At 40.1% G+C, this 22332-nt stretch carries 26 protein-coding genes; 4 read left to right on the top strand and 22 right to left on the bottom strand.

The window, feature by feature from the left end; genetic code table 11:
• Positions 1 to 83 precede the first annotated feature (83 nt).
• From panD to panB, 3 genes are read right to left on the bottom strand one after another with little or no spacing between them, the layout of a single operon-like run.
• Positions 84 to 467 carry an aspartate 1-decarboxylase gene (gene panD / locus NYE73_RS08070; RefSeq protein ID WP_009370842.1) on the bottom strand — a complete coding sequence of 128 codons (384 nt, stop codon included), beginning with the start codon at positions 465 to 467 and terminating at the stop codon, positions 84 to 86.
• Between the two features lies 1 nt (position 468).
• Positions 469 to 1323, bottom strand: coding sequence for a pantoate--beta-alanine ligase (panC, locus tag NYE73_RS08065; protein ID WP_259950129.1), 855 nt, complete (start codon positions 1321 to 1323; stop codon positions 469 to 471).
• Positions 1323 to 2159: a 3-methyl-2-oxobutanoate hydroxymethyltransferase gene (panB, locus tag NYE73_RS08060; RefSeq protein WP_259950038.1), complete on the bottom strand. Its 837-nt coding sequence runs from the start codon at positions 2157 to 2159 to the stop codon at positions 1323 to 1325. Before panB ends, panC begins: the two co-directional genes overlap by 1 nt.
• 427 nt (positions 2160 to 2586) lie before the next feature.
• On the opposite strand from panB, the gene NYE73_RS08055 reads away from it, so the two are divergent.
• Genes NYE73_RS08055 through NYE73_RS08045 form a run of 3 tightly spaced genes read left to right on the top strand, consistent with a single transcriptional unit; the run spans position 2587 to position 4342 of the window.
• Positions 2587 to 2907 carry a PadR family transcriptional regulator gene (locus tag NYE73_RS08055; protein WP_004232706.1) on the top strand — a complete coding sequence of 107 codons (321 nt, stop codon included), beginning with the start codon at positions 2587 to 2589 and terminating at the stop codon, positions 2905 to 2907.
• Positions 2900 to 3505: a DUF1700 domain-containing protein gene (locus NYE73_RS08050; RefSeq protein ID WP_259950037.1), complete on the top strand. Its 606-nt coding sequence runs from the start codon at positions 2900 to 2902 to the stop codon at positions 3503 to 3505. The genes NYE73_RS08055 and NYE73_RS08050 overlap by 8 nt, the downstream gene beginning before the upstream one ends.
• Positions 3506 to 4342, top strand: coding sequence for a DUF4097 domain-containing protein (locus NYE73_RS08045; protein ID WP_259950036.1), 837 nt, complete (start codon positions 3506 to 3508; stop codon positions 4340 to 4342).
• A 607-nt stretch (positions 4343 to 4949) separates the two neighbouring features.
• Here NYE73_RS08045 and NYE73_RS08040 read toward each other — a convergent pair.
• The 6 genes from NYE73_RS08040 to NYE73_RS08015 form a co-directional block, all read right to left on the bottom strand.
• On the bottom strand, positions 4950 to 5933 hold the full coding sequence (locus NYE73_RS08040) for a biotin--[acetyl-CoA-carboxylase] ligase (RefSeq protein WP_259950035.1): 984 nt from the start codon (positions 5931 to 5933) through the stop codon (positions 4950 to 4952).
• A 155-nt stretch (positions 5934 to 6088) separates the two neighbouring features.
• Positions 6089 to 7261 (bottom strand): CCA tRNA nucleotidyltransferase, encoded by a 1173-nt coding sequence (locus NYE73_RS08035; RefSeq protein WP_259950034.1) that lies wholly within the window; start codon positions 7259 to 7261, stop codon positions 6089 to 6091.
• On the bottom strand, positions 7248 to 8393 hold the full coding sequence (gene bshA / locus NYE73_RS08030; protein ID WP_004232695.1) for an N-acetyl-alpha-D-glucosaminyl L-malate synthase BshA: 1146 nt from the start codon (positions 8391 to 8393) through the stop codon (positions 7248 to 7250). Before bshA ends, NYE73_RS08035 begins: the two co-directional genes overlap by 14 nt.
• Before the next feature lie 33 nt (positions 8394 to 8426).
• On the bottom strand, positions 8427 to 8831 hold the full coding sequence (mgsA, locus tag NYE73_RS08025) for a methylglyoxal synthase (RefSeq protein WP_004232690.1): 405 nt from the start codon (positions 8829 to 8831) through the stop codon (positions 8427 to 8429).
• Positions 8832 to 8850: 19 nt separating this feature from the next.
• Positions 8851 to 9648 carry a 4-hydroxy-tetrahydrodipicolinate reductase gene (gene dapB, locus NYE73_RS08020; protein ID WP_004232679.1) on the bottom strand — a complete coding sequence of 266 codons (798 nt, stop codon included), beginning with the start codon at positions 9646 to 9648 and terminating at the stop codon, positions 8851 to 8853.
• Positions 9648 to 9983, bottom strand: a complete 336-nt coding sequence (locus tag NYE73_RS08015) for a nucleotide pyrophosphohydrolase (protein WP_257961419.1) — start codon at positions 9981 to 9983, stop codon at positions 9648 to 9650. Before NYE73_RS08015 ends, dapB begins: the two co-directional genes overlap by 1 nt.
• A gap of 115 nt (positions 9984 to 10098) precedes the next feature.
• On the opposite strand from NYE73_RS08015, the gene NYE73_RS08010 reads away from it, so the two are divergent.
• The gene (locus NYE73_RS08010; RefSeq protein WP_259950032.1) at positions 10099 to 10968 is read left to right on the top strand and encodes a YitT family protein; all 870 of its coding nucleotides are present in this window, start codon (positions 10099 to 10101) and stop codon (positions 10966 to 10968) included.
• Positions 10969 to 11023: 55 nt separating this feature from the next.
• Here the strand turns inward: NYE73_RS08010 and NYE73_RS08005 are convergent, their stop codons facing one another.
• The 13 genes from NYE73_RS08005 to aroB all read right to left on the bottom strand — a co-directional run bounded on the left by NYE73_RS08005 (position 11024) and on the right by aroB (position 22330).
• Positions 11024 to 11698: a zinc metallopeptidase gene (locus NYE73_RS08005; protein WP_036077718.1), complete on the bottom strand. Its 675-nt coding sequence runs from the start codon at positions 11696 to 11698 to the stop codon at positions 11024 to 11026.
• A 60-nt stretch (positions 11699 to 11758) separates the two neighbouring features.
• Positions 11759 to 12355 (bottom strand): DUF1405 domain-containing protein, encoded by a 597-nt coding sequence (locus NYE73_RS08000; protein ID WP_048389842.1) that lies wholly within the window; start codon positions 12353 to 12355, stop codon positions 11759 to 11761.
• A 267-nt stretch (positions 12356 to 12622) separates the two neighbouring features.
• On the bottom strand, positions 12623 to 13390 hold the full coding sequence (locus tag NYE73_RS07995) for a menaquinol-cytochrome c reductase cytochrome b/c subunit (protein ID WP_004232669.1): 768 nt from the start codon (positions 13388 to 13390) through the stop codon (positions 12623 to 12625).
• A 41-nt stretch (positions 13391 to 13431) separates the two neighbouring features.
• Positions 13432 to 14106: a menaquinol-cytochrome c reductase cytochrome b subunit gene (gene qcrB / locus NYE73_RS07990; RefSeq protein ID WP_004232663.1), complete on the bottom strand. Its 675-nt coding sequence runs from the start codon at positions 14104 to 14106 to the stop codon at positions 13432 to 13434.
• A 19-nt stretch (positions 14107 to 14125) separates the two neighbouring features.
• Complete coding sequence (locus NYE73_RS07985; RefSeq protein WP_004232660.1) at positions 14126 to 14632, bottom strand: QcrA and Rieske domain-containing protein; 507 nt, start codon at positions 14630 to 14632, stop codon at positions 14126 to 14128.
• Between the two features lie 154 nt (positions 14633 to 14786).
• Positions 14787 to 15236: a DUF2487 family protein gene (locus NYE73_RS07980; RefSeq protein WP_048389840.1), complete on the bottom strand. Its 450-nt coding sequence runs from the start codon at positions 15234 to 15236 to the stop codon at positions 14787 to 14789.
• Between the two features lie 141 nt (positions 15237 to 15377).
• Positions 15378 to 15935, bottom strand: coding sequence for a ReoY family proteolytic degradation factor (locus NYE73_RS07975; protein ID WP_048389838.1), 558 nt, complete (start codon positions 15933 to 15935; stop codon positions 15378 to 15380).
• A gap of 14 nt (positions 15936 to 15949) precedes the next feature.
• Positions 15950 to 17218 carry a tetratricopeptide repeat protein gene (locus tag NYE73_RS07970; RefSeq protein WP_004232654.1) on the bottom strand — a complete coding sequence of 423 codons (1269 nt, stop codon included), beginning with the start codon at positions 17216 to 17218 and terminating at the stop codon, positions 15950 to 15952.
• A 96-nt stretch (positions 17219 to 17314) separates the two neighbouring features.
• Complete coding sequence (gene aroA / locus NYE73_RS07965; protein ID WP_259950029.1) at positions 17315 to 18601, bottom strand: 3-phosphoshikimate 1-carboxyvinyltransferase; 1287 nt, start codon at positions 18599 to 18601, stop codon at positions 17315 to 17317.
• 59 nt (positions 18602 to 18660) lie between these two features.
• On the bottom strand, positions 18661 to 19758 hold the full coding sequence (locus tag NYE73_RS07960; RefSeq protein ID WP_048389834.1) for a prephenate dehydrogenase: 1098 nt from the start codon (positions 19756 to 19758) through the stop codon (positions 18661 to 18663).
• The gene (gene hisC, locus NYE73_RS07955; RefSeq protein ID WP_066037622.1) at positions 19755 to 20855 is read right to left on the bottom strand and encodes a histidinol-phosphate transaminase; all 1101 of its coding nucleotides are present in this window, start codon (positions 20853 to 20855) and stop codon (positions 19755 to 19757) included. Before hisC ends, NYE73_RS07960 begins: the two co-directional genes overlap by 4 nt.
• Positions 20856 to 20873: 18 nt before the next feature.
• Positions 20874 to 21242 (bottom strand): chorismate mutase, encoded by a 369-nt coding sequence (gene aroH, locus NYE73_RS07950; protein WP_004232646.1) that lies wholly within the window; start codon positions 21240 to 21242, stop codon positions 20874 to 20876.
• Entirely contained in the window at positions 21239 to 22330 is a 1092-nt protein-coding gene (aroB, locus tag NYE73_RS07945; RefSeq protein WP_016994409.1) for a 3-dehydroquinate synthase, read from the bottom strand. The genes aroH and aroB overlap by 4 nt, the downstream gene beginning before the upstream one ends.
• Between the last annotated feature and the right edge of the window lie 2 nt (positions 22331 to 22332).

The following is a 22332-nucleotide window of genomic DNA, read 5'->3' as shown; positions in this document are numbered from 1 at the left end:
GATATAAACGTAATCGCAAAAAAGGAGGATTGGCTATGCTCTGCCATCCTCCTCTCTAGTATTAATTTATTCTATGGCTGAATTCACATCACAGTTGCTTCTGGCTCGTGTGCGATCATTTCCTTAATTGTATTGCCCTCTCCCATGATGGCTACAGTTGGTTGATGGTCTTTTGCCTCATGATTATCCACATACACATAGGAAATAATAATGACAATATCACCACGCTGCACAAGTCTTGCTGCTGCGCCATTAACACAAATGACACCTGATCCTCGTTCACCAGCTATAATATATGTTTCAAAACGAGCGCCATTATTGTTATTAACAACATGTACTTTTTCGTTTGCCAGCATACCTACTGCATCTAAAATATCTTCATCTATTGTTATGGAGCCTACATAGTTTAAATCTGCCTGTGTCACTGTTGCACGGTGGATTTTACTATTCATCATCATACGTAACATACTATAGTCCCTCTTTCACAGTAAAAATACAATTATCGATTAAACGTGTTTTACCTATATAAACAGCTGCTGCCAACAGAACTTGCTGAGTTGCAGTTGTCACTGGTGTTAAATCTGGATATGTTAATAATTCAATATAATCAATGCGGCCATGTGTTCTTGCATGAATATGAGCTTTTGCTTTTGCAAGTGCTTTATCAGCATCACCATTCGCTAAAAAGTTATCGCGAGCCAACTGTAATGCCTCATTGATCGCTGGAGCCTCTTGTCGCTCTGACTCACTTAAATAGACATTACGGGAAGATTTCGCTAATCCGTCCTCCTCGCGTACAATTGGGACAACACGCATTTCTAAAGGGAAATTAAAATCACGTACCATTGTCGCAATAATCGCAACCTGCTGTGCATCTTTTTGACCGAAATAAGCTCTTGTTGGCAGTGTTAAATGAAATAATTTAGAGACAACCTGTAAAACACCATCAAAATGACCAGGACGACTTGCACCACAAAGAATGGTAGCCTGCTCACCTGCATGTAGACGAATCCCTCCATCTTGAGGATACATTTCTTCCACACTTGGTGCGAACACAATATCAACGCCCACAGATTCAGCTAATGCAGTATCTCTAGGCAAATCACGAGGATAACTTTCAAAATCCTCATTTGGCCCAAATTGTGTTGGGTTGACAAATATACTCATCACAACGACATCATTTTCTACACGAGCTGTTTGTGCTAATGTTAAATGACCTTCATGTAAATAGCCCATTGTCGGAACAAGTCCAATCGTTTTTTGAGCATGCTTAGCTGCTTGAATTTCTGTGGCTAATGCCTGTATGGTCGTGATGACTTTCATCATTTAACGCCTCCATATAGCTGATCTAATGCTTCCTCTTTCATTGTGAAGAAATGCTTTGGAGCTGGGAAAGTACCCGCTTTCACTGCTTCTACGTAACCCATCATCCCCGCGCTTGCTTCTTTGCCCATATCAGCAAATTGTTGAACAAATTTCGGTACATGGTGCGAACCGTAGCTTAGCATGTCATGATACACCAGCACTTGTCCATCAGCCTCAATACCAGCGCCTATGCCAATGGTTGGAATAACAAGACTAGCTGAAACAATTTCTGTCAGCTGATGAGGGATACATTCCAACACGACTGCACATGCTCCAGCCGCTTCGCATTGTTTTGCTTCTTCAAGCAGCGTAGCAGCCTGTTCAGCTGTTTTTCCTTGTACCTTATAACCACCAAGCACTCCCGCTGATTGAGGCAACAAGCCTAAGTGAGCTACTACTGGAATACCAGCTGACGTTAATTTACGAATGACAGGTATAACTTCACCTGCCCCCTCAACCTTTAAAGCATCTGCTCCTGTTTGTTGCATCATCGCAATGGCTGTTTTGAGTGTCTCATTGACATCGCCATGATAAGAACCAAAGGGCATATCAATGACTATAAACGTATCCTTTGCCCCTCGTCTTACTGCTTTTGCATGATGAACCATATCCGCTACAGTTACAGGCATTGTAGAATCATAGCCAAGCACGACCATTCCAAGTGAATCCCCGACTAGTATCATCTCAACGCCAGCTTCTTCCGCGAATTTAGCAGCTGGATAATCATAGGCCGTCACCATCACGATTTTCTCGCCTGCCGCTTTCATCTTTAAAAAATCTGTTGTCGTTTTCATTTTGTAGTCCTCCTTTTTTAAAGGAAGAAAACAGAAAAACCCTTCTGGCCGAAAACAGACAGAAGGGTAGTGTGTCGTTCAATGATAAAAAGACCCCTGAAAGAGGCAATAGCTTACAAAATGAAAGCTATATTTGAACGTATCGTTTTCTTCCGTCCCTGTCTAAAAGATCAAGGCAGATATTTGATAGTATAGTCTATTGCGTTTTTGAAGGTGCCGTTCACAATGGATACTGCCCTTCGCACATACTATAACAGATTTTCCTATTAATCTTCAAATATTATTTTCTTACAATATCTTCGTCTAACAACATTGGAAAAAATTTTCTTTTAGAATTGACAATCAATGTTATACGTCATATACTATCCACATACTATATGTCATATAATATAAAATGAAGTATAGGTATTACATGTGAGGTGAAAAGATGACATTTCAGCTTGGTTCAGCTTTACTTGATGCTTGTGTACTGGCTATTGTCGAGAAAGAGGACGCCTACGGTTATTCTTTAACACAGCAGGTACAATCAGTCATGGAGATTTCAGAGTCTACACTGTATCCTGTATTACGCCGCTTACAAAAAGCGCATTACTTAACAACGTACGATCAACCTTATCAAGGTAGAAATAGACGCTATTATCAAATTACGGAGCAAGGACGTATACGATTATTAGAGCTATTAAAAGAATGGCAAATGTATAAGGAAAAGGTTGATTGTGTACTTTTAGGAGGGAATTTAGATGGATAGAGCAAGCTATTTGAAACAGCTACGAGGAAAATTACGTCGGCTTCCTGCGCATGAGTTAGACGCTGCGCTTGCCTATTATGAAGAATACTTTGAGGAAGCTGGAGAGGAAAATGAGCATCAGGTCATTTCACAACTTGGCTCTCCTTCACACGTCGCCTCACAAATATTAGCTGATTTCGCATTAAAGGATTTAGAAACCTCCTCGGCAAAATCAACAAAAAAGAATATGTCTGCCATTTGGCTCATTATTCTAGCTATACTGTCTGCGCCCCTTTCATTGCCATTACTTGCAACAGCCATTGCACTCATTTTTTCATTTGGCGCAGTCATTATCAGCTTAATCTTTGCTATTGTCGCAACTGCTATTAGTATTTTTGCTGGTGGCGTTGTGGCGATCATTTCAGGTTTCTTAATTTTAACAGAGCATTGGCCGACCGCACTGCTCTTTATGGGTGTCGGGTTAATCGTAACGGGCTTAGGTGTCCTACTGTTCCCAGTTGTTGCTCGTGTTATCAAGAAAACCGTTGTTGTCTCTGTTGAAACATTAGGTAGACTATTCCATAAAATGACAAAGAAGCAAAAAAAGGGGGACTTCTAAATGACGTCAAAAAATACCCTTATTGCCATGACAATGATTGCATTAGGCATTCTACTCGCATTGATTGGCTATTTTTCAGGGGGTCGCTGGCTGATTCTTAAAGATTCAGAGGGTCTTTATGTCCCAAGTAATACTAAATTAATAAGTCAGTCTCATGCTTTAGATGCATTCACAAGCATTAATATCGTAAATGATTATGGAGATGTGGAGATTGTTGCAAGTGATAGTGACTATAAATTAGACACAAAGGTCCATGAGCAAGAAGATGTAACATATCATATTGATAACGGAACTTTAACCATCGAAACAATGGCAAAGAAAAAGGATGGTTTTCAATTTGGCTTCGGTAACCTCTCTTCCCCTTCAATCAAACTCTATGTCCCAAAAGATACAAAAATAGAGGCGATTGTAATAGACAGTAATTTTGGCGATACAGCCATTCATGGGCTCCAGTATCAGCAGCTTAATCTCATCCAGGATTATGGAGATATTACTTTCAATAGCACGACGGGTGACAAAACAGAGATTAGGCAGTCCTTTGGTGATTTGACGCTTCAGCAACTTACTAGTAACGGCTTCACTATTGAGAGCGAGCATGGAGATATCGATATAGATGGCACATTAAATGGGCAAACAACCATTACCTCTAGTTTTGGCGATACAACGATTCACTTACAAAACAAACAAAGTGATGTAGGCTATGCTCTCAAAACAGACTTCGGTGATGTGACCATTAATGATGAAGAACAAAATGGCACCGTGACTCAGGTAACGAAGGGTGAGCACCAACTGAATGTTTCCTTATCACATGGTGATATAGATGTGTCACTAAAATAAAGAATAGTCAATAAAAGAAGCTGCAAGTACAGGACGTTACTTGCAGCTTCTCATATTGTTTAAAAACAAAACCATTAATAGAATTTTTGTGAAAGGTGAAAACGGTTTCCGTTGCAGGCTACTTTCTTTCCTGTGGGCGAGCGCCGATCCCACGGGAGTCAAGTAACCTTCCATTTCAACCTACAAAAGTGTTACCTTTTAGCAAAGGTTTTCAAATAAAGTGAAGGTGTTCACGACTCTTTATGAAGAGGTGCTGTTACGCATGACTTCCCCACATTGAAAATAAGAGTTTATCGATTCTCTAATAATACAAATAATGGATTATTTTGTTCGCTACTGACAGTAAGAAAGATAAAGCAAAGACACTTTTGCAGAATGGTTGATTGGAGTGGAGCCAGCGTCACTCCTAGGGGATTTAGCGTCACAGATAAGACCCTGGAGCGAACGTAAGTGAGTGAAGCGGCTCATCGGACGCCCCCTGGAAAGGACGCTGGCGGAGCGGAAATCAACCCCTCACCTTGCAAAGTTACTTTTTCTGCCGTTGACATCATCTTTTTGCAACAACATGAGAAGCCGCAAGTACAGGACGTTACTTGCAGCTTCTTTTTTATAATATTTTGATGTCTCCTGCATAGATCGTTCGAACCGTTCCATCGTCCTGTGTCAATTGCAGAACACCATCGTCTGTAATGCCACTGGCAACCCCTTCAAAACGTTCGCGTATCGTCGTTACCTCTATACGTTGACCAATTGTACAAGACATTTGCTGCCATAGTGTCTTTAGACTCGCAAAACCTTCTTTAACGTATAGTTCTGTAAATTGTTCTAAATAGTGTAAGATAGAGGCCACAAGTGCTGCACGATTGATTTCTTCTCCAGCTTCTAATCGTAATGAAGTGGCAATATCCGCAATATCAGGTGAAAAGTCAGCTGCTGCTTGGTTCGCATTTATGCCAATTCCAACAAGTAAAGCTTGCACAAGATCCGCCTCTGCTTGCATTTCCGTTAAAATCCCCGTACATTTTTTGCCATTAATCAATAAATCATTGGGCCATTTAATCGCTGGCTCTACATGTTTATATAAGGTTTTAATGACCATTGTGACAGCTACTGCCACCACAAGTGTATAGGATGAGGCCTGTTGGGGCGTAACATCTGGCCGAACGATAACGGTCATCCAAATACCTGTCCCATGTGCAGACTCCCAAGGACGAGCCATACGACCACGCCCCGCTGTTTGCTCCTCACCAATAATAATTGTACCGTGTGGAGCTCCTTCCTGTGCAAGCTTATGCGCAATTGTTTGTGTTGAATCAACTACATCGTAATAATGGATCTCACGTCCAAAATGCTCTGTCTTTAAAAAAAGCTTAATCTGTGTGGGGCTCAAGCTATTTGGTACACCTGTCAATACATACCCCTTTTTCTTAATTGTATCAAATGTATACCCTTCTTCTTGTAATGTTTGCATATGCTTCCAAACAGCGGTTCTTGAGACACCAAGAGAATCTGCTAATTCCTGACCTGAAACCGCTTCTCCATCAGCAGCCAATATTCTTTTTAAAATTTCGTCCTTCATGGAAATTGTCATCTTCACATCAATCCTTTAGTTAACTGTACTCTTGTTATGTAATTTATTTTGTCTTAATCATACTGTAAATTAACGTAAATGACCACCAACGATAGGAATTTAATGAAGCCGTCTCCCTTTTCGGGAGACGGCTTTCACCTATCATGTATTCGGCTTTAAGTAAGATCCTGTTGCTCCAGCCAGCTTTTAATCTGTTGTCGATCATTTTGAAGTTCATGATGAAGAATGGCTGTCAGCAGATCCTCCAATGCGGCTTTTACCCACGGCCCACCCTTTTTGCCAGACCATTTCAGTAAATCAGCCCCATTCACCGCTAATTCTTGCTTATGTTGAATCGGTAGCTTTGCCTGTAATTCTCGGATAGATTGTTGAGGTATCGAAGCGTCTAATTGGCGAAGTTGGGCAAAATATTGTGCAGCCTCTAGTTCTTGCTCTGTGTAGTAAAAATAATGGCGATTTGTCCAACCATCTTTTAAAGCGTCATAAGCGGTTAAAACGGAATTAATAAACGCCATTTCCTTATTCGATAATCGATAATCGCGCACTACCTCACGCCATGCTGTTCCTTGTAGTAAGGCAAAGTATGCCCAGCCAAGAAGGGCATCTTTTGTATGGAAATTATGCCATTGAGCAGTTTGAAAATCACCTGTTAAATAGGCCGTTAATCCACTGTCCTCTAGTTTTTGTATACCCCCAAAAACTGTTTGTCCTACCCAAAGCTTATCAAGCTCTGCTTTAATGCGTTCTTTTGCAATAAAGCCCAAATCAGCAGCCCTTTGCTGGATGGCTGCGAATGTATTCGCCTCGATCGTAAAATCAAGCTGTGCAGAGAAGCGAATCGCTCGCAGCATCCTTAAAGCATCTTCTGCAAACCGTTTTTCTGCCTCTCCTACCGCTCGTATAACGCGCTTTTCAATATCTTGTTGTCCGCCATAATAATCTACAAAAGAGCCATCACGCCGCATGGCAATGGCGTTCATTGTAAAATCTCGGCGTTGTAAATCCTCTTTTAGAGATCGAACGAAATGGACATTCTGTGGTCTTCGATGATCTGTATATTCCCCATCTGTCCGATAGGTAGTCACTTCCACAGGTCCAGCGGGTACGATAACAAGTACCGTCCCATGCTGAATCCCAATATCTACAGTCTTTTGAAACACAGTTTTTACTTCTTCAGGCAAGGCATTAGTAGCCACATCTACATCATGGGCAGGACGATCGAGTAAAGCATCTCTTACAGCTCCACCAACAATAACTGCTTCAAATCCCGCCTGTTCTAATTGTTCAATGACTGAATAGGCTGCTTGCCATTCTTTATTGTTTTGCATGATTTCTTTCCGCAACCTTCTCGTACAGATTTTCATATTGTTCCACAATTTTGGATGAGTGGAATTTTTCACTTACTGCACGGATGGCCGCTTCTCGGAAGCGCAGTAATTGTTCCTCATCTTGCAATAAATGGGTTGCATACGCCGCAACTGCCTCTGTATCCCCTAATTCCACGATATAGCCGTCAACACCATGCTCAATGACTTCTGGAATACCACCTACATTTGTTCCAATACAAGGTACACCACAAGCCATTGCCTCTAATAACACCAGTCCAAACGATTCTTGCTGTGATAATAATAGCTTTAGATCACTAATCGCATACAGTTCAGCTAAGTTTTCTTGTTTCCCTAAAAATAAAACATCCTTCATATACGGACTTCCTTTTACTTGGTCCATGACACGATGCTTTTCTGGGCCATCACCTACTAATAAGAGCTTTGCTTTCATGTTGGCACGGATTTTCATAAAGGCGTCTACAATGTGTGGAAGGTTCTTTATTTTACGGAAGTTTGATACATGAATGAGGACTTTTTCATCTTCTTGTATACCAAATTGCTCTTTTAAGTTTCCTGAATTTCGTGGGAAGTATTCCCGTTCGTCCACAAAGTTATAAATCGTTTCAATTGGTTTTACTGTATCAATCAGTTCATAGGTTTGTTCTTTTAATGCCTGTGACACGGTTGTCACAATATCAGATTTATCAATCCCATACTTAATGGCCTGTGAGAGCGTAGAATCTTGCCCAAGCACCGATATATCTGTGCCATGAAGGGTTGTAACTATGCCAATGTCTCGGCCGCTCATTTCACGTGCTAGCACCGCACATACTGCATGTGGGATGGCATAATGCACATGTAGCACATCCAACTCTTCATCCTTGATGACGTCTGCCATTTTACTCGCTAATGCAATATCGTATGGAGAATATTGAAATACTGAATAATTATTAACTTCGACTTCATGGAAAAAGACGGTTGGATAAATTTTATTCAATCGAAATGGTACGCTTGAGGTGATGAAATGAATTTCATGTCCTCTTTCTGCAAGCATTTTGCCTAATTCTGTTGCAATGACACCAGAGCCACCAACTGTAGGATAACAGGTAATGCCTATTTTTAGCTTTTTCATTCGATGATCATCCTTTCTGAATCACGTCTTTTGTTAATTGCGTCTTTCTTGTATCAGTCTCCAATCCACAAAGCCTTCCTGTAGGCCTTTTAGTAATATTTCTGCTGTTCCCATATTTGTTGCCAGTGGCACTTGGTAAACATCACAAAGACGGATTAGTGCAGAAACATCTGGCTCATGTGGTTGTGCTGTTAAAGGATCACGGAAAAATATCACCATGTCCATATCATTATTGGCAATCATTGCGCCAATTTGTTGGTCGCCACCAAGTGGCCCTGAACGAAAACGTGTAACTTCCAAACCAGTAGCTTCGATGACACGTTGTCCTGTTGTGCCGGTAGCATATAGTGTGTGTTCTTGTAAAATATTTTGGTAAGCAATAGCAAACTGTACTAAATTATCTTTTTTACGATCATGTGCAATCAATGCGATTTTCATATAGCTTCCATCCCAATCTTTAGATGATGTTTTCTAAACCATAAACAAGCTGATCCATTTTCATAACCTCTTCTATGCAAAATGCAACACCCGACATAAAAGAATTACGGTTTAATGAATCATGGCGAATCGTTAGTAGCTGCCCATCCCCTCCAAATAATACTTGCTGGTGTGCCACTAAACCAGGTAAACGTACGGAGTGAATGCGCATACCGTCAAAATCTCCACCTCTTGCACCTTTAATGGTTTCTTTCTCTTCTAGATGTCCTTGTGCCTTTGGCGTACGGACCTCTTGTATTAACTGTGCCGTTTTCACCGCTGTCCCAGATGGTGCATCAAGCTTCTGATCATGGTGCATTTCTATAATCTCTACATCTGGTAAGTATTTGGCTGCTTCTTTTGCAAACTTCATCATTAGGATAGCACCAATCGCAAAGTTTGGTGCAATAATGCAACCTAACTCTTTTTCTTTGGCCATGGCTGATAATTCCTCTAGTTGTGCATCTGTAAATCCTGTTGTACCAATTACTGGTCGTACATTTAAATTCAGTGCTTCCTTTGTATGTTTGTAGACTGCATGTGGATTAGTTAAATCCACTAGTACATCTGGTGCAGTTGCTTCTACAAGATCATGCATTTCTGTAAATATAGGCACTGTATAGCTTGCTGGAAACATATCTAAATCAGCTAAAGTTTTTCCTACTTCCTTATAATCTAGTACAGCTACTAATTCCATTTTGTCATGTTTCATGACCGTATGTACAGCCTCAGCTCCCATTTTTCCTCTTGCTCCCGCAATAGCTACACGAATCGACATCATTCTTCATCCTTTCTAGTCCAACGATCCTTATCTCTAGTTTCAAATTTATGTATGACGCGTAAAAGTGCTTCATCTAGTTTAATACCTTGGGCATTTGCAAAACAGACTAGTACAAAGAAAAAGTCTCCTAGTTCCTCTTCAATACTGTTTGTATCCTCTGTACTCTTTTTCTTTTTCTGTCCATAGACATCCTGAACTTCGCGTGAAAGTTCACCTAATTCTTCTGTTAGACGTGCAAGTAATTCAAATGGTGGAAAATAGCCTTCTTTAAATTGTCCTATATAGTCATCGACACGCTGTTGTAAAGCTTGCATTGTTAGTTGATTTGCCATAAAAATCACACTCCTATTTACCATCGTATAAAATTTACACCATTGTTGTCAAAACCAATAAAATGTCAGATAATAGATAACACTACTTCATTTGTTTGGAACTACAGGAGGTCAAATGCTAAAACAGATTAAAATACGTAATATTATCGCGATTATGCTCGGAGCAGCAGTTTTCAGCTTCGGCTTTGTTCACTTCAACATCCAAAATCAACTGGGTGAAGGTGGACTAAGTGGGATTACACTCATACTATATTTTACATTAGGATGGGACCCCGCCTTAATGAACCTGTTATTAAATATTCCCATGTTTATCATAGGTTATCGATTACTTGGAAAAAAATCATTTGTCTATACGCTTGTCGGCACTATATCCGTATCTCTTTTTCTAAAAATTTTCCAAAAATATCAATTTACCATCCATTTAGAGGATGACATGTTGCTTGTAGCACTTTTTGCTGGTGTCTTTGTTGGATTGGGACTTGGGATTGTCTTTCGTTTCGGTGGCACTACAGGTGGTGTCGATATATTGGCACGACTAGGGCATAAATATTTTGGCTGGAGTATGGGGAAAACCATGTTTGTCTTCGATGCCATCGTCATCATTCTTTCTTGGCTGACGTTCTTGGATGCTCGTTCAATGATGTATACATTAGTAGCCGTATTTGTTGGAGCCCGTGTCATTGACTTTGTACAAGAAGGTGCTTATGCGGCTCGTGGTGCGCTTATCATATCAGAAAAGTCTGGAGCCATTGCTGAAACAATCGCTCTTCGAATGGAGCGTGGTATCACCATTTTAGAAGGACATGGTCATTTTACGAAACAACCTAAAGAGGTTATATATTGTGTAATTGGCCGCAATGAAGTTGTACGGTTAAAATCTATTGTGCATGAAGTTGATCCGCACGCATTTGTTTCCATCATTGAAGTACGAGATGTTGCAGGAGAAGGCTTCACACTAGACGATCAAAAGCAGCCCCTTCATTAAGCATACGAAGATAAAAAACTTGTTATAGTGGTGTACCACTATAACAAGTTTTTTCTTAGTCGTCGCTACGCATATTGGTAAAAATTAAAATTAAACGTAATAACTCTAGTACAGCTACCGCTGCCGCTGCTACATATGTTAATGCTGCAGCACTTAATACTTTTCGTGCTGGTCGTTCTTCTTCATTTGTAATAATGCCAAGTGAATTCATTTGAACTAATGCTCGCTTCGAGGCATCAAACTCCACAGGAAGTGTCACTAATTGGAAAACAACACCTGCTGCTAATAATATGATACCTAATAGCAAGAAATTCGTACTACTTGCAAAAATACCAATCATTACGAAAATCCAAGACGCATTAGAAGAAATATTTGCTACTGGGACTAGCTTACTACGTAATGTAAGCATGGAATAAGCTTCTTTATGTTGGATGGCATGACCTACCTCATGGGCAGCAACCGCAGCACCTGCAACACTTGCTTCATAAAAGTTACTTTCTGATAAAGCCACTGTTTTGGTTGCTGGATTATAATGATCAGACAACACACCTTGTGTTGGCACAACTCGTACATCATATAAGCCGTTTGCATCTAAAATCGCACGCGCTACCTCTGCACCAGTTTGCCCCTTCATTGTACGTTGCTTTGCAAATTTATTATACGTACCCTTTACCTTCATTTGAGCATAAAGTGGAAGCAGCATAATAATCACAAAATAAACAATATACATGCTCGTTGACAATTTTCTAACCCCTTTCTACCTCGATACTATAATTCTATAATTTATACCCTAATTCGGCAAATATTTGCGCCACCTAATTGAGAAAATGGCAAGTAAAATACATGCAATTGATAACCAGAATGTAAAGTAACCTATATAGCTTGTGTAATTGGCTAAATCCCGATACATCGGCATTTGCCCAAATACATAGTCAATGACATCATTATGCAGTGTCCAAACAGCTGCTATCACAACATGCCAATAAGTGAAGACATATTTCTTCATATATAGTACAGCTTGTACAGCCATGGCAAAATGTGAACCAACTAGCATCCATCCCTGCCAGCCAATAGAACCTGTTTCAATTAATGTCCAAATATTCATCACATCTGCCCATAAGCCATATTTCACCAACGTAACAAGGGCAAGTACTTCCATCAGTGGCCAGCTTTTCCCCATAATCCAAGCAATTAACACAAAACAAAAGAATAAACTGGCTGTCGGACTATCTGGAACAAAAATATAAAAAATAGGCTCTGTGATGGCAAGCTGCCACCCATACCAATAATAGCCATAAATTGTACCTAGTAGATTAATAATTAGCAGCACTATCAAGAATGATTTATGGGTCAGAAGGTACCAAATATTTGCTCTTGTTAGTTGCACGATGTTAACTCCTTCCGATAAAAACAATCCATTATTTATGTATAGTTCTGAAATTCTAGAGCTTTACTCTACCTTTCAATTCAATTGTATCTCACCATCAATATGTGTTATTTTATTGTTTTAATTCGCTTACTTGTTTCAAGAATAAATGTTTTTTCGACATCTTTCGCTAAAATCCTTTATACAAGGGAACCTTTTTGTATGGCTTCCAGTCCCAATAGTATAACAAGGTAGAAAAAAAGAGCCAGTTTCCTGACTCTTTTACTATTACTCTGCTTTTAAGCTTTCGATGAATTCAGCAAGTTTTTGAAGATCTTCATCTGAACCTGTCCATAATCCTGGTGGCATGTTACCGCGACCATTATGAGCAATGTCCTTAATCTCATCAGCTGTTAATCCAGTGTTCATTAGAGATGGTGCACCAGCTCCACCTTCTAAGCCTTCACCGTGACATGTAATACAAGCTGAACCAGCGTATAGTTTATAACCTTCTGATTCTTTATCGAATTCAACTGTTTCTACGATTGCACCCATAGCTTTTTGAGCTTCCCAGTCGTGGTTAACAACTGACTCCCAAGTTAGGTAGAACATAGCAGCTAAAGTTAATAACATAAACGCTGTTGGCAATGGACGTTTAGATGGACGACGTTCTGGACCCTTGTCTAAAAATGGCATTAATAATAGCGCTCCAAATGCAAGACCTGGAATTACAATAGCTCCGATTACATTGTATGGACCAGAAGCAAATGAGTATTTTAAAAGTTGATACATAAATAAGAAGTACCAGTCCGGTAGTGGTGTATATGCTCTAGTTGGATCTGCCGGCCCTTCAAGTGGTGACGGGTGAGCGACAGTTAATAATAAGTATCCAATTAAAAATACAGCACCTACCATCCATTCCTTAAGTAAGAAGTTTGGCCAGAAAGCTTCCGTCTTACCTGGATATTCGGAATAATCCTTTGGAACGTTCGGCATTCTGTGATTCGCTTTAATACGAGAATCGCCGACAAATTTCATTCCTTTTCCGCGATGCATAGTGTCCCCTCCTTTTAAAGATCATCGAACCGTCAAGACAATTACAACGGTCCTGAAATTCCTTGACGACGAATCATGATAAAGTGCGCTGCAAGTAACCCAAACAATACTGCAGGTAAGAAGAATACATGAATCGCAAAGAATCGAGTTAACGTTTGAGCACCAAGAATCGTTGTGTCACCCGCTAATAATACTTTAATCATCCCACCGATAAACGGTACTGATGCTGCAATTTCGATACCTACTTTAGTAGCGAATAATGCTTTCATATCCCATGGTAATAAGTATCCTGTAAATCCAAGACCCATCATTACACCAAAAATACCTACACCAACCATCCAGTTTAACTCACGAGGTTTTTTATAAGAACCTGTGAAGAATACACGAAGTGTATGTAAGAACATCATTACGATAACTAATGAAGCTCCCCAGTGGTGCATACCGCGTACGATTTCACCAAATGCTACTTCGTTTTGTAAATAATAAACTGATTTCCAGGCATTCACAACGTCTGGTACATAGTACATTGTTAGGAACATACCAGATAGAATTTGAATTACTGTGATGAAGAATGTTAATCCACCAAAGCAGTAAACGAATGCTGAAAAATGATGTGCAGGGTTAACGTGCTCTGGCACTTCGTGGTCGGCAATATCACGCCAAATCGGTGTAATATCTAGGCGTTCATCGACCCAATCATAAATTTTATTTAGCACTGTTGTCGTACCCCCTTACTTATTTAACTAGAGAATTTGCTTTAGCTGGACCAATCATTAAATAGCCATCTTGTTCTTGTACTTCAAATTCATCCAACGGACCTAGAGGCGGTGTACCTGCAATGTTTTTCCCGTTTTTCTCATAACGTCCTGCGTGGCATGGACAGAAGAATTGACCTGGGTGTGCAGAATCTCCATTCCAGTCAACCATACATCCTAAATGCTTACAAACAGGTGAAAGGGCAATGATTTGATCGCCACTTTTATAAACCCAAGCTACATCTGTAACCTGTGATTTATACCATGCATCCACTTGTTCATATGAAAAGTCCACTTTTACAGGCTCTTCAGTCAAGTCAGCGATTTTATGCTCTGTTTTTACAAAATCCCCACCCTCATGCTTTTGTAGCACAGGATCAATTGCAAAGCGAAGCATTGGCATTAGCATACCTGCCGCCATAAATCCACCTACACCAGTAAGAGTATAACTTAGAAATTGACGACGTGAAACTCGATTATTACTCATTATTTTCCCCCCTCTAACTTAAAGGTCAGTCCAACGGACATACTTTTACAAATAGTAATACTAGGACATATATATGATATATCAAGTCCATAGCTTGGTCAATATAGCATTCTGTGGAAAGCTGGAGAATGTGAACATTTATTGAAACTAATTGTTAAATCTGTGCCCATTTAGTCGAAAGCATTGGAATCACTTGTCGCAATTGATCTTCTAGAATGGATTTTTTCACACTGGCATCCATACTTTCTAAAGGAATCGCTGGTAACCAAATCATATTGACTATCTCTCCACTCTTTGTCCAATAATGGTCACAAGTAATGAAGAACACATGCTTAAATCCAGCATTATGTAATTGTGCTTCTAATTGCTGTGGTAAATCGTCGTTTTTTAAAGTTGTCATATAAGAAAATGGTGGCATGACTAGTAGTCGACCTTTAAACTGCTGCTCTATAAAAGAAGTTAAAGACATGACAAAATCTACCTCGGCACCACTTTGTTTCATTTTTTCAGAAGAGAGATCAATGGATACAAGTGGAACAACCGCGGTATCAATAAAATCTTTTTGTGCCATAAACGATGTTACATCGTTTGCATTAAAATACATTCAACAAACCTCCTTTTATCGCAAAATAAAAATGTCCTTTTCCACTCTTCAATAGGATACCCAATTAAAAGTGAAAACAATCATTCACTAGTAATGTTACCATATTGAAATGGATAAAGGACATTCAATTTTTACCTATAATTAACGTAAATTAGCCGTTTCCTTCAATGCTTGTAACAAATTAGACAATTCATAAAATCGCACTTCATCTCCCTGGTCGAGGGCTTCATCAATTTGTGCAAGTAATTTCTCTTCTTGGAATACGAGTAAGCTATTAGAAAGCAGCTCTTCTGCCAGTACACGATCTTTTTCACTGACGAGCAGTGTTTCTGGCATATAAGGGTTTTCTTCAAGAACTGCTAAGTATTGTGCACTTGGTGGTATATTAGGAAAATTCAATTGTATATACATATCTTCTTGTTCATGTAAGCGTAAATCATGGAAAGACTTCTCAGCATCTGCCGTCATCACATTGCCTTTATAGAAACGAAAAGGCACACCAGTTGAGTCTACTGTTGACATCACCATTGCCCTAGGACAATAGTGAGCTTCTTCCACAAAACGGATTCTTTTTAACAAGTCATCATTACTTAATAGGTAATTTAAAATCCATACACACTCACGACGTTTCAATTGATAATTTTTTAAAAACCATCGAACAAATGCTTTTTTATCAACAACTGATACAGAAGCAGTCATACCCACTCCCTCCTTTACTCAAATTCTAAGGTTTCTAACTTCTCCTGCCACTCTGGTTCACCCGGTTGAATGTTGATTAATTGTCCAAGAACCTCTTTTGCCTCTGAACGCTTTCCTTCTTCTAATAAGAAGTAAACATATTTTTCTAAAAATGTTGCGTCTTCCTTAAAATCATTATATGCCAAACGGTAAAATTCGTATGCACGGTCGTACAATTCTAAATTTTCATATGCCTCTGCCGCAAAAGGATATAAAGTGCTCCATTCAAAATCATTTTGCTGTAATGTCTCAAATAACTCGATTACATCCTCATGGCGCTCCTGTTGACCAAAAACTGAAATAAGTGCCAGTACCGCTTCCATATATTCAGGATCGAGCGCTATAGCTTCTCTAAGATGTTGCTCAGCTTCTTCTGGCAAACCATTTTTCAATGCCATTTTACCAGCGAATAAATAAAGCGATTTATCATATTCATCACGCTTTAACCCCTCTTGAATGGCAGCATAAGCTTTTTGATTATCCTCTGTCATTGCATAGCTTTCCGCAAGCAATAAATAGGCTGAGAAGTAATCAGGATCTAATTCTTTCAATTCCTCTAGTTGTTTAATAGCCATCTCGTATTTTTGTGACTGGAAGGCTGAATAAGCAGCTCCAAATAAAATATCGGGCTTTACTTCATCTTCAAGGGCTTTGACATAATAATCAAATGCCGTCTCATAGGCTGCACCTGCACGATAAACCTCCGCTAGTCGTTCGACAAGTTGAATACCAGCAAATTCATTTTGCTGCTCATATAAGTCCTCATACAGTCTTGCTGCCTCTAAAAAACGACCTGTTTCAAATAAAAGTTCTGCTTTCGCAAAATGTAATAATGGCTCGTCTGGTAAAATCGCTAATGCTTCATTTATACGCTTTTCTGCAACCTCAAATAACCCTTGCATTTGATAATAATCAGCTAAAACCAATAACGCTTGTGGATATTCTGGGGAGGTTTCTTCAATTTCTAATAATAAATCTAATGCTTCATCTTCATTACCAAGCTCCATTAGGACATTGGCACGATCTATTTTTAACTGTGCTTCTTCTGGGAATAAAAATTGTAAATGCTCCAGCACACGGTCAGCTTCCTTCATGTACCCATACTGCATAAAAATCTCAGCAAGTGCATAGATCTCCTCGGGTAGCTCCTTCATTAAAAATGATTCTAGTAGCTGATCTATTAATGCTAAATCCCCTTGTTCAAGTGCTTGCATCATTTCAGTCATCGCATTGTTCACAGTCATTCACCTATTCTTTCGTTGATACCTTTATGCTACAAAACATTTACCTCTGAAACAAGAAAAAACTCCCCAAAAGCTTGGAGAGCCTCTCTTTAATTGTTACCTCACTGCCTCAATATGCTCAAAGAACGATGGGTAGGATACAGCAATACATTGTGCATCATCTAGTGTAACAGCTCCGTCTGTTATTAAAGCTGCAACTGCACCCATCATGCCGATTCGATGATCGCCATAGGTTTGAAGGTTTGCTCCTTTTAAAGACGTTGGTCCCTCAATAATCATACCATCTTCTGTTGCTTCGATTTGGGCACCAAGTTTCTTCAATTCAGTCACAACAGCCGTGATACGGTCAGTCTCCTTCACCTTTAGCTCCTCGGCATCTTTAATGATCGTTTGACCATGTGCTTGCGTAGCGAGTAATGCAAGAATTGGAATTTCGTCAATTAAACGAGGAATAATGTCTCCCTCAATTATTGTACCAGTTAAAGAAGATGTCGCGATTTGGATTGTTGCTGTCGGTTCAGCTTGATTATCATCATTCGGCGTTACCGTCATCGTGGCGCCCATTTTTTCCAGCACCTCTATAATGCCATCACGTGTTGGATTAATGCCCACATTATTTAGTGTTAGCTGACTATTTTTGCAAATGGCTCCTGCCACTAAGAAAAAGGCAGCCGATGATATATCTCCTGGCACAGAAACATGCGTACCATTGAGAGCTTGTCCTCCTTCAATCGATACTACGCCATTATCTACTTCTACATGTGCACCAAATTGACGCAGCATTCGCTCTGTATGATCTCTCGAAACATCCATTTCTCTAACAATAGTTGTTCCTTCAGCACGCAAGCCCGCTAGTAAAATAGCAGATTTCACCTGTGCACTTGCTACAGGCATCTTGTAATCAATGGCTTGTAATTTTGTACCTTGAATGGCTAGCGGTGTATATTGCCCGTCTGCACGCCCTGTAATTTGTGCACCCATCTGACGCAGTGGATCTATAACACGGCGCATTGGTCGTTTTCCAATGGATGCATCTCCTGTCATGACAGAGTGAACAGTAGAACCAGCTAAAATGCCTAGCATTAAGCGTGTTGTTGTACCAGAGTTACCCGTATATAACACTTCTGTCGGCTCCTGCCAGCCATCCATCCCTGGACTATGAATGGTTACATTTGTCCCTTCCACCTCAATCTGAACGCCAAGTTTCTGGAAGCAATCAATTGTACTTAAACAATCTTCACCTAGTAAAAAACCCTCTACTGTCGTTGTTCCACTAGCAATGGCGCCAAACATCACAGAGCGATGAGATACAGACTTATCGCCTGGAACAGTTAAAGAGCCCTGTAAAGAAGGCTTGTTGTATTGCAATACTTTTTCACTCATGAACTTTATTCCCTCCAATATGAAGATAGAAAGCGCCGAAATGCCGACGCTTTCTTATGCTAAGAAATATACGTTTCGAAATTTGCTCGTTTTTGAATACAGGCTGCAGCACGTTCGCGATCATTTTCACTTTGGAAGCTAATGACTAGAATACCGAAAACATCTTCTCGTGATTCAACGATGCGAAGATTCGTAATACTAATTGCTTCATCTGCTAAAAAGCCCGTCACTTCAGAAATAACACCTGGATAGTCAGGAACATCAACATATAGATCGAATGGTGTATACATAGCCCCTGCACTAATCGGTAATTCATCTCTCAGTTCTTTGGCAACTGCAAAATAGTTTTCAATAGCCTGTGAAGAACCCTCCATCAGCAGTTCCTTAATGCGTGTCATTTCTTTTTCCCAGCCATCTAATTGCGTGAGGAGTTCCTCGCGATTTTGCAGCGTAATATCTCGCCATAAGATGGGATTGGAAGAGGCGATTCGTGTCACATCACGAAACCCTCCTGCTGCAAGAGAACGTGTCATTGGGTACTCCCCATTTTCGCCGCCTAATTGATGAACAAGTGAGGCCGCAATAACATGCGGAAAATGACTCACCACCGCTGTCATGTGATCATGCTCACTGGCAGATACACTGACTACTTTTGCATGGGTAAATTTCAGCAAACTTTCAAGCTGTGCCATATGAACAATTTCTTCCCCAGCAAGTGGTGTAAGCATGTAATATGCGTTTTCAAAAAGATGCGCCTTAGCAGCCAGCACACCACTTTTATGAGACCCCGCCATTGGATGTCCACCAATAAACGTTATGCCAAGTTCTCGTAATTCGCTGGCTTTTTGCATAATTAATTTTTTTGTACTTCCTGTATCTGTTACGATGACTTTATTTTTCAAGGGCCATGATTTTAATTGCTCCATCCAATCCAGTGTTGCATTAACGGGCGTACCGAAGATAATAACATCAACCTCAGCCGCAACAGCCAGTGGATCTGCGACAATCTCATGCACAATATTTAATGTTTTCGCATGCTCGCGTGTTTGTGCGTCCATGTCGTAGCCAATAATTTTTGTTTCCGGTGCTTTTTGCAAAGCAAGGGCAATAGAACCTCCGATCAATCCTAGCCCTATAACGAGTACTTTGCGTGTCATGCAAATACCCCTTGTTGTTTTAACACTTCATCAAGTTGGCTAAGCAATGCTGCATTTTGAGCCTCTGTTCCAATTGTCACACGGATAAATCCTGGTAAGCCTAATGCATTACCACTGCGCACGATAAAGCCTCTTTTCATCAGCTCTTGGAAAACAACATCACTATCAGCATGGGTATCAAAGAAAATAAAGTTTGTATCAGATGGGAAGTATTTTAAATTATGCTTTTCACAAAATTCTACATATTGTTTTTTGCCTTTTTCATTGGCTTCTCGGCAGGCTTCAATATAATCTTGGTCACTGAGGGCAATGGCAGCAACAGCTTGACTTAAGATTGTATTATTGAATGGTGCACGCACAGGATCAAGCTTAGCAATAACATCAGGTTGGCCAATAGCATAGCCTACGCGGAACGAAGCTAAGCCATATGCTTTAGAGAATGTACGCAGTAAAAGCACATTCGGATACTCATTAATGATTGGTAACGTATCCTTGTGGTCTGGATGTGTAACATATTCAATGTATGCCTCATCAAGCACGACAAGGACATCGCTTGGAACCTTTGCAAGAAAGGCACGCAATGCAGCATCAGGAATGACAACTCCTGTAGGATTATTTGGACTACATACCCAAACAATAGAAGTTTGGTCATCAATTGCAGCCAACATTGCCTCTAGATCATGTGCTCCATCTTGACAAGGCACTTTACGTACTTCAGCACCTTCAATTTCAGCATTGTGCCAGTATTGAGAGAAGGAAGGGTCGGCCATAACCGTGTTTACCCCTGGATACAACAGAGCACGAGTAATAATAGCAATGATGTCATCAGAGCCGTTACCAAAAAGAAGCTGTGTTTCTTTCACACCTAGATGATTTGCCACAGCAGTACGTAGGTTTTGGGCATAGCCATCTGGATAAAGTGCATGATTCACTGCATTATTTTGTAAATAAGCTGTTACCTTAGGTGAGCACCCGAATGGATTTTCATTCGATGCCAATTTAATAACTTCCTTTAAGCCATATTCACGTTGTACTTCTTCAATTGGTTTACCTGGCTTATATGCTTGCATACCGTCCAATTGTTGTTTCCACTTCATCTAAAACATCTCCTCTACTTATTTAGCCTGAGCCAAATCTGGTCTTAATTTCACTGCATCATTGAGATACAAGTGCTTTACATCTTTTTGGGCAACCTCTACGTTTGCATGTATTAATACACGAATACATAATGGTAATGCTTCTGGCACATCCATTTCATGTGTACACATAACAGGGACATATTGCCAGCCATCCATCAAGCGTACTGCACGAGCAGGAAATGCTGAGGTAATATCTGGCGTTGTTGAAATGAGGATCGATGCGATATCATCAATGTCCACATTATTTGCTGCCACAACCTCACGCACTAATCTTGCTGTCTCATCCCATACAAGCTCTGGCTTGTCAGATTCAATTGTTATTGCTCCTCTAAGTCCACGAATCATACAAGCACCTCCGCTAATAACTGTCTATATTCAGCATCTATTTCTTGGCATTCTTCTAAATCAATAGCTTTGACAAAAGGCTTTCCAATTTTCTCCAAAAGAACAAATTGTAAAATGCCATATTCCGCTTTTTTATCTTTCATTAGGTAGCTAGATAATTGTTCAAATGAATAATCACTCACAGCCTTAAAAGGATAGCCGTTTTTTATCGCAAACTGTAAAAAGGATTGGGTGAACGTTCGATCAATTTCTCCATATCGTTCACTCAATAGAAGACAATAGACGAGTCCAATCATAACCGCCTCACCATGAGCCACTTTGCCATAACCCGCAGCTGCCTCAATTGCATGTCCATATGTATGGCCTAGGTTTAAAAACTTTCGAACGGATTGCTCTGTTTCGTCCTCAGCAACAATTTGTGCTTTCACTTCAATTCCTTTTTTTAGTTGCTTTGCTAGTTCATTTTGATTAAAATGGATCACCGAATCTCCTGTCATTAATTCCTCCAGCCAGTTCGGGTCAGAAATCATGGCATGCTTAATTAACTCTGCTGTTCCCGATCGTACCTCACGCTCTGATAAACTTTCTAAAAGAGCTGTATCATATATCACGCCTTCTGGCTGATAAAATGCGCCAATCATATTTTTTCCTAGTGGATGATTAATGGCAGTTTTTCCACCAACTGCGGAATCATGCGCTAGAATAGTCGTTGGAATTTGAATAAACGGAATCCCACGCATATAGGTTGCCGCAACAAAACCTGTTAAATCGCCAACTGCTCCTCCTCCAAAAGCAAAAATGAAGGATTTTCTGGAGCATTTTTGCTCTAATAAAAATGTTTGAGCAGCATTGTATTGATCAAAGGTTTTGCACGCTTCTCCACCTGGCAAAATAAAGACCTCAAAGTGGTACGGGAAATTTGCTTTGAAGTACTCTCCCTGTGCTGCCCAAACATTGACATCAGTAAACACAAAGAGCTTATCCGCTTTTTGAAGTTTATCAGCAAATGCCTCCACAGCTTCAGTTAGAAATTGATGCCCAAGAACAACTTCATATTGATGCGATTTTGTTGCTACTGGTACACGCATAA

The sequence above is a fragment of the Lysinibacillus sp. FSL K6-0102 genome (assembly GCF_038003545.1).
Taxonomy (GTDB): Bacteria; Bacillota; Bacilli; order Bacillales_A; family Planococcaceae; genus Lysinibacillus; species Lysinibacillus capsici.
The sequence above is the reverse complement of the archived record's forward strand: the minus strand, read 5'-3'. Positions and strand labels throughout refer to the sequence as shown.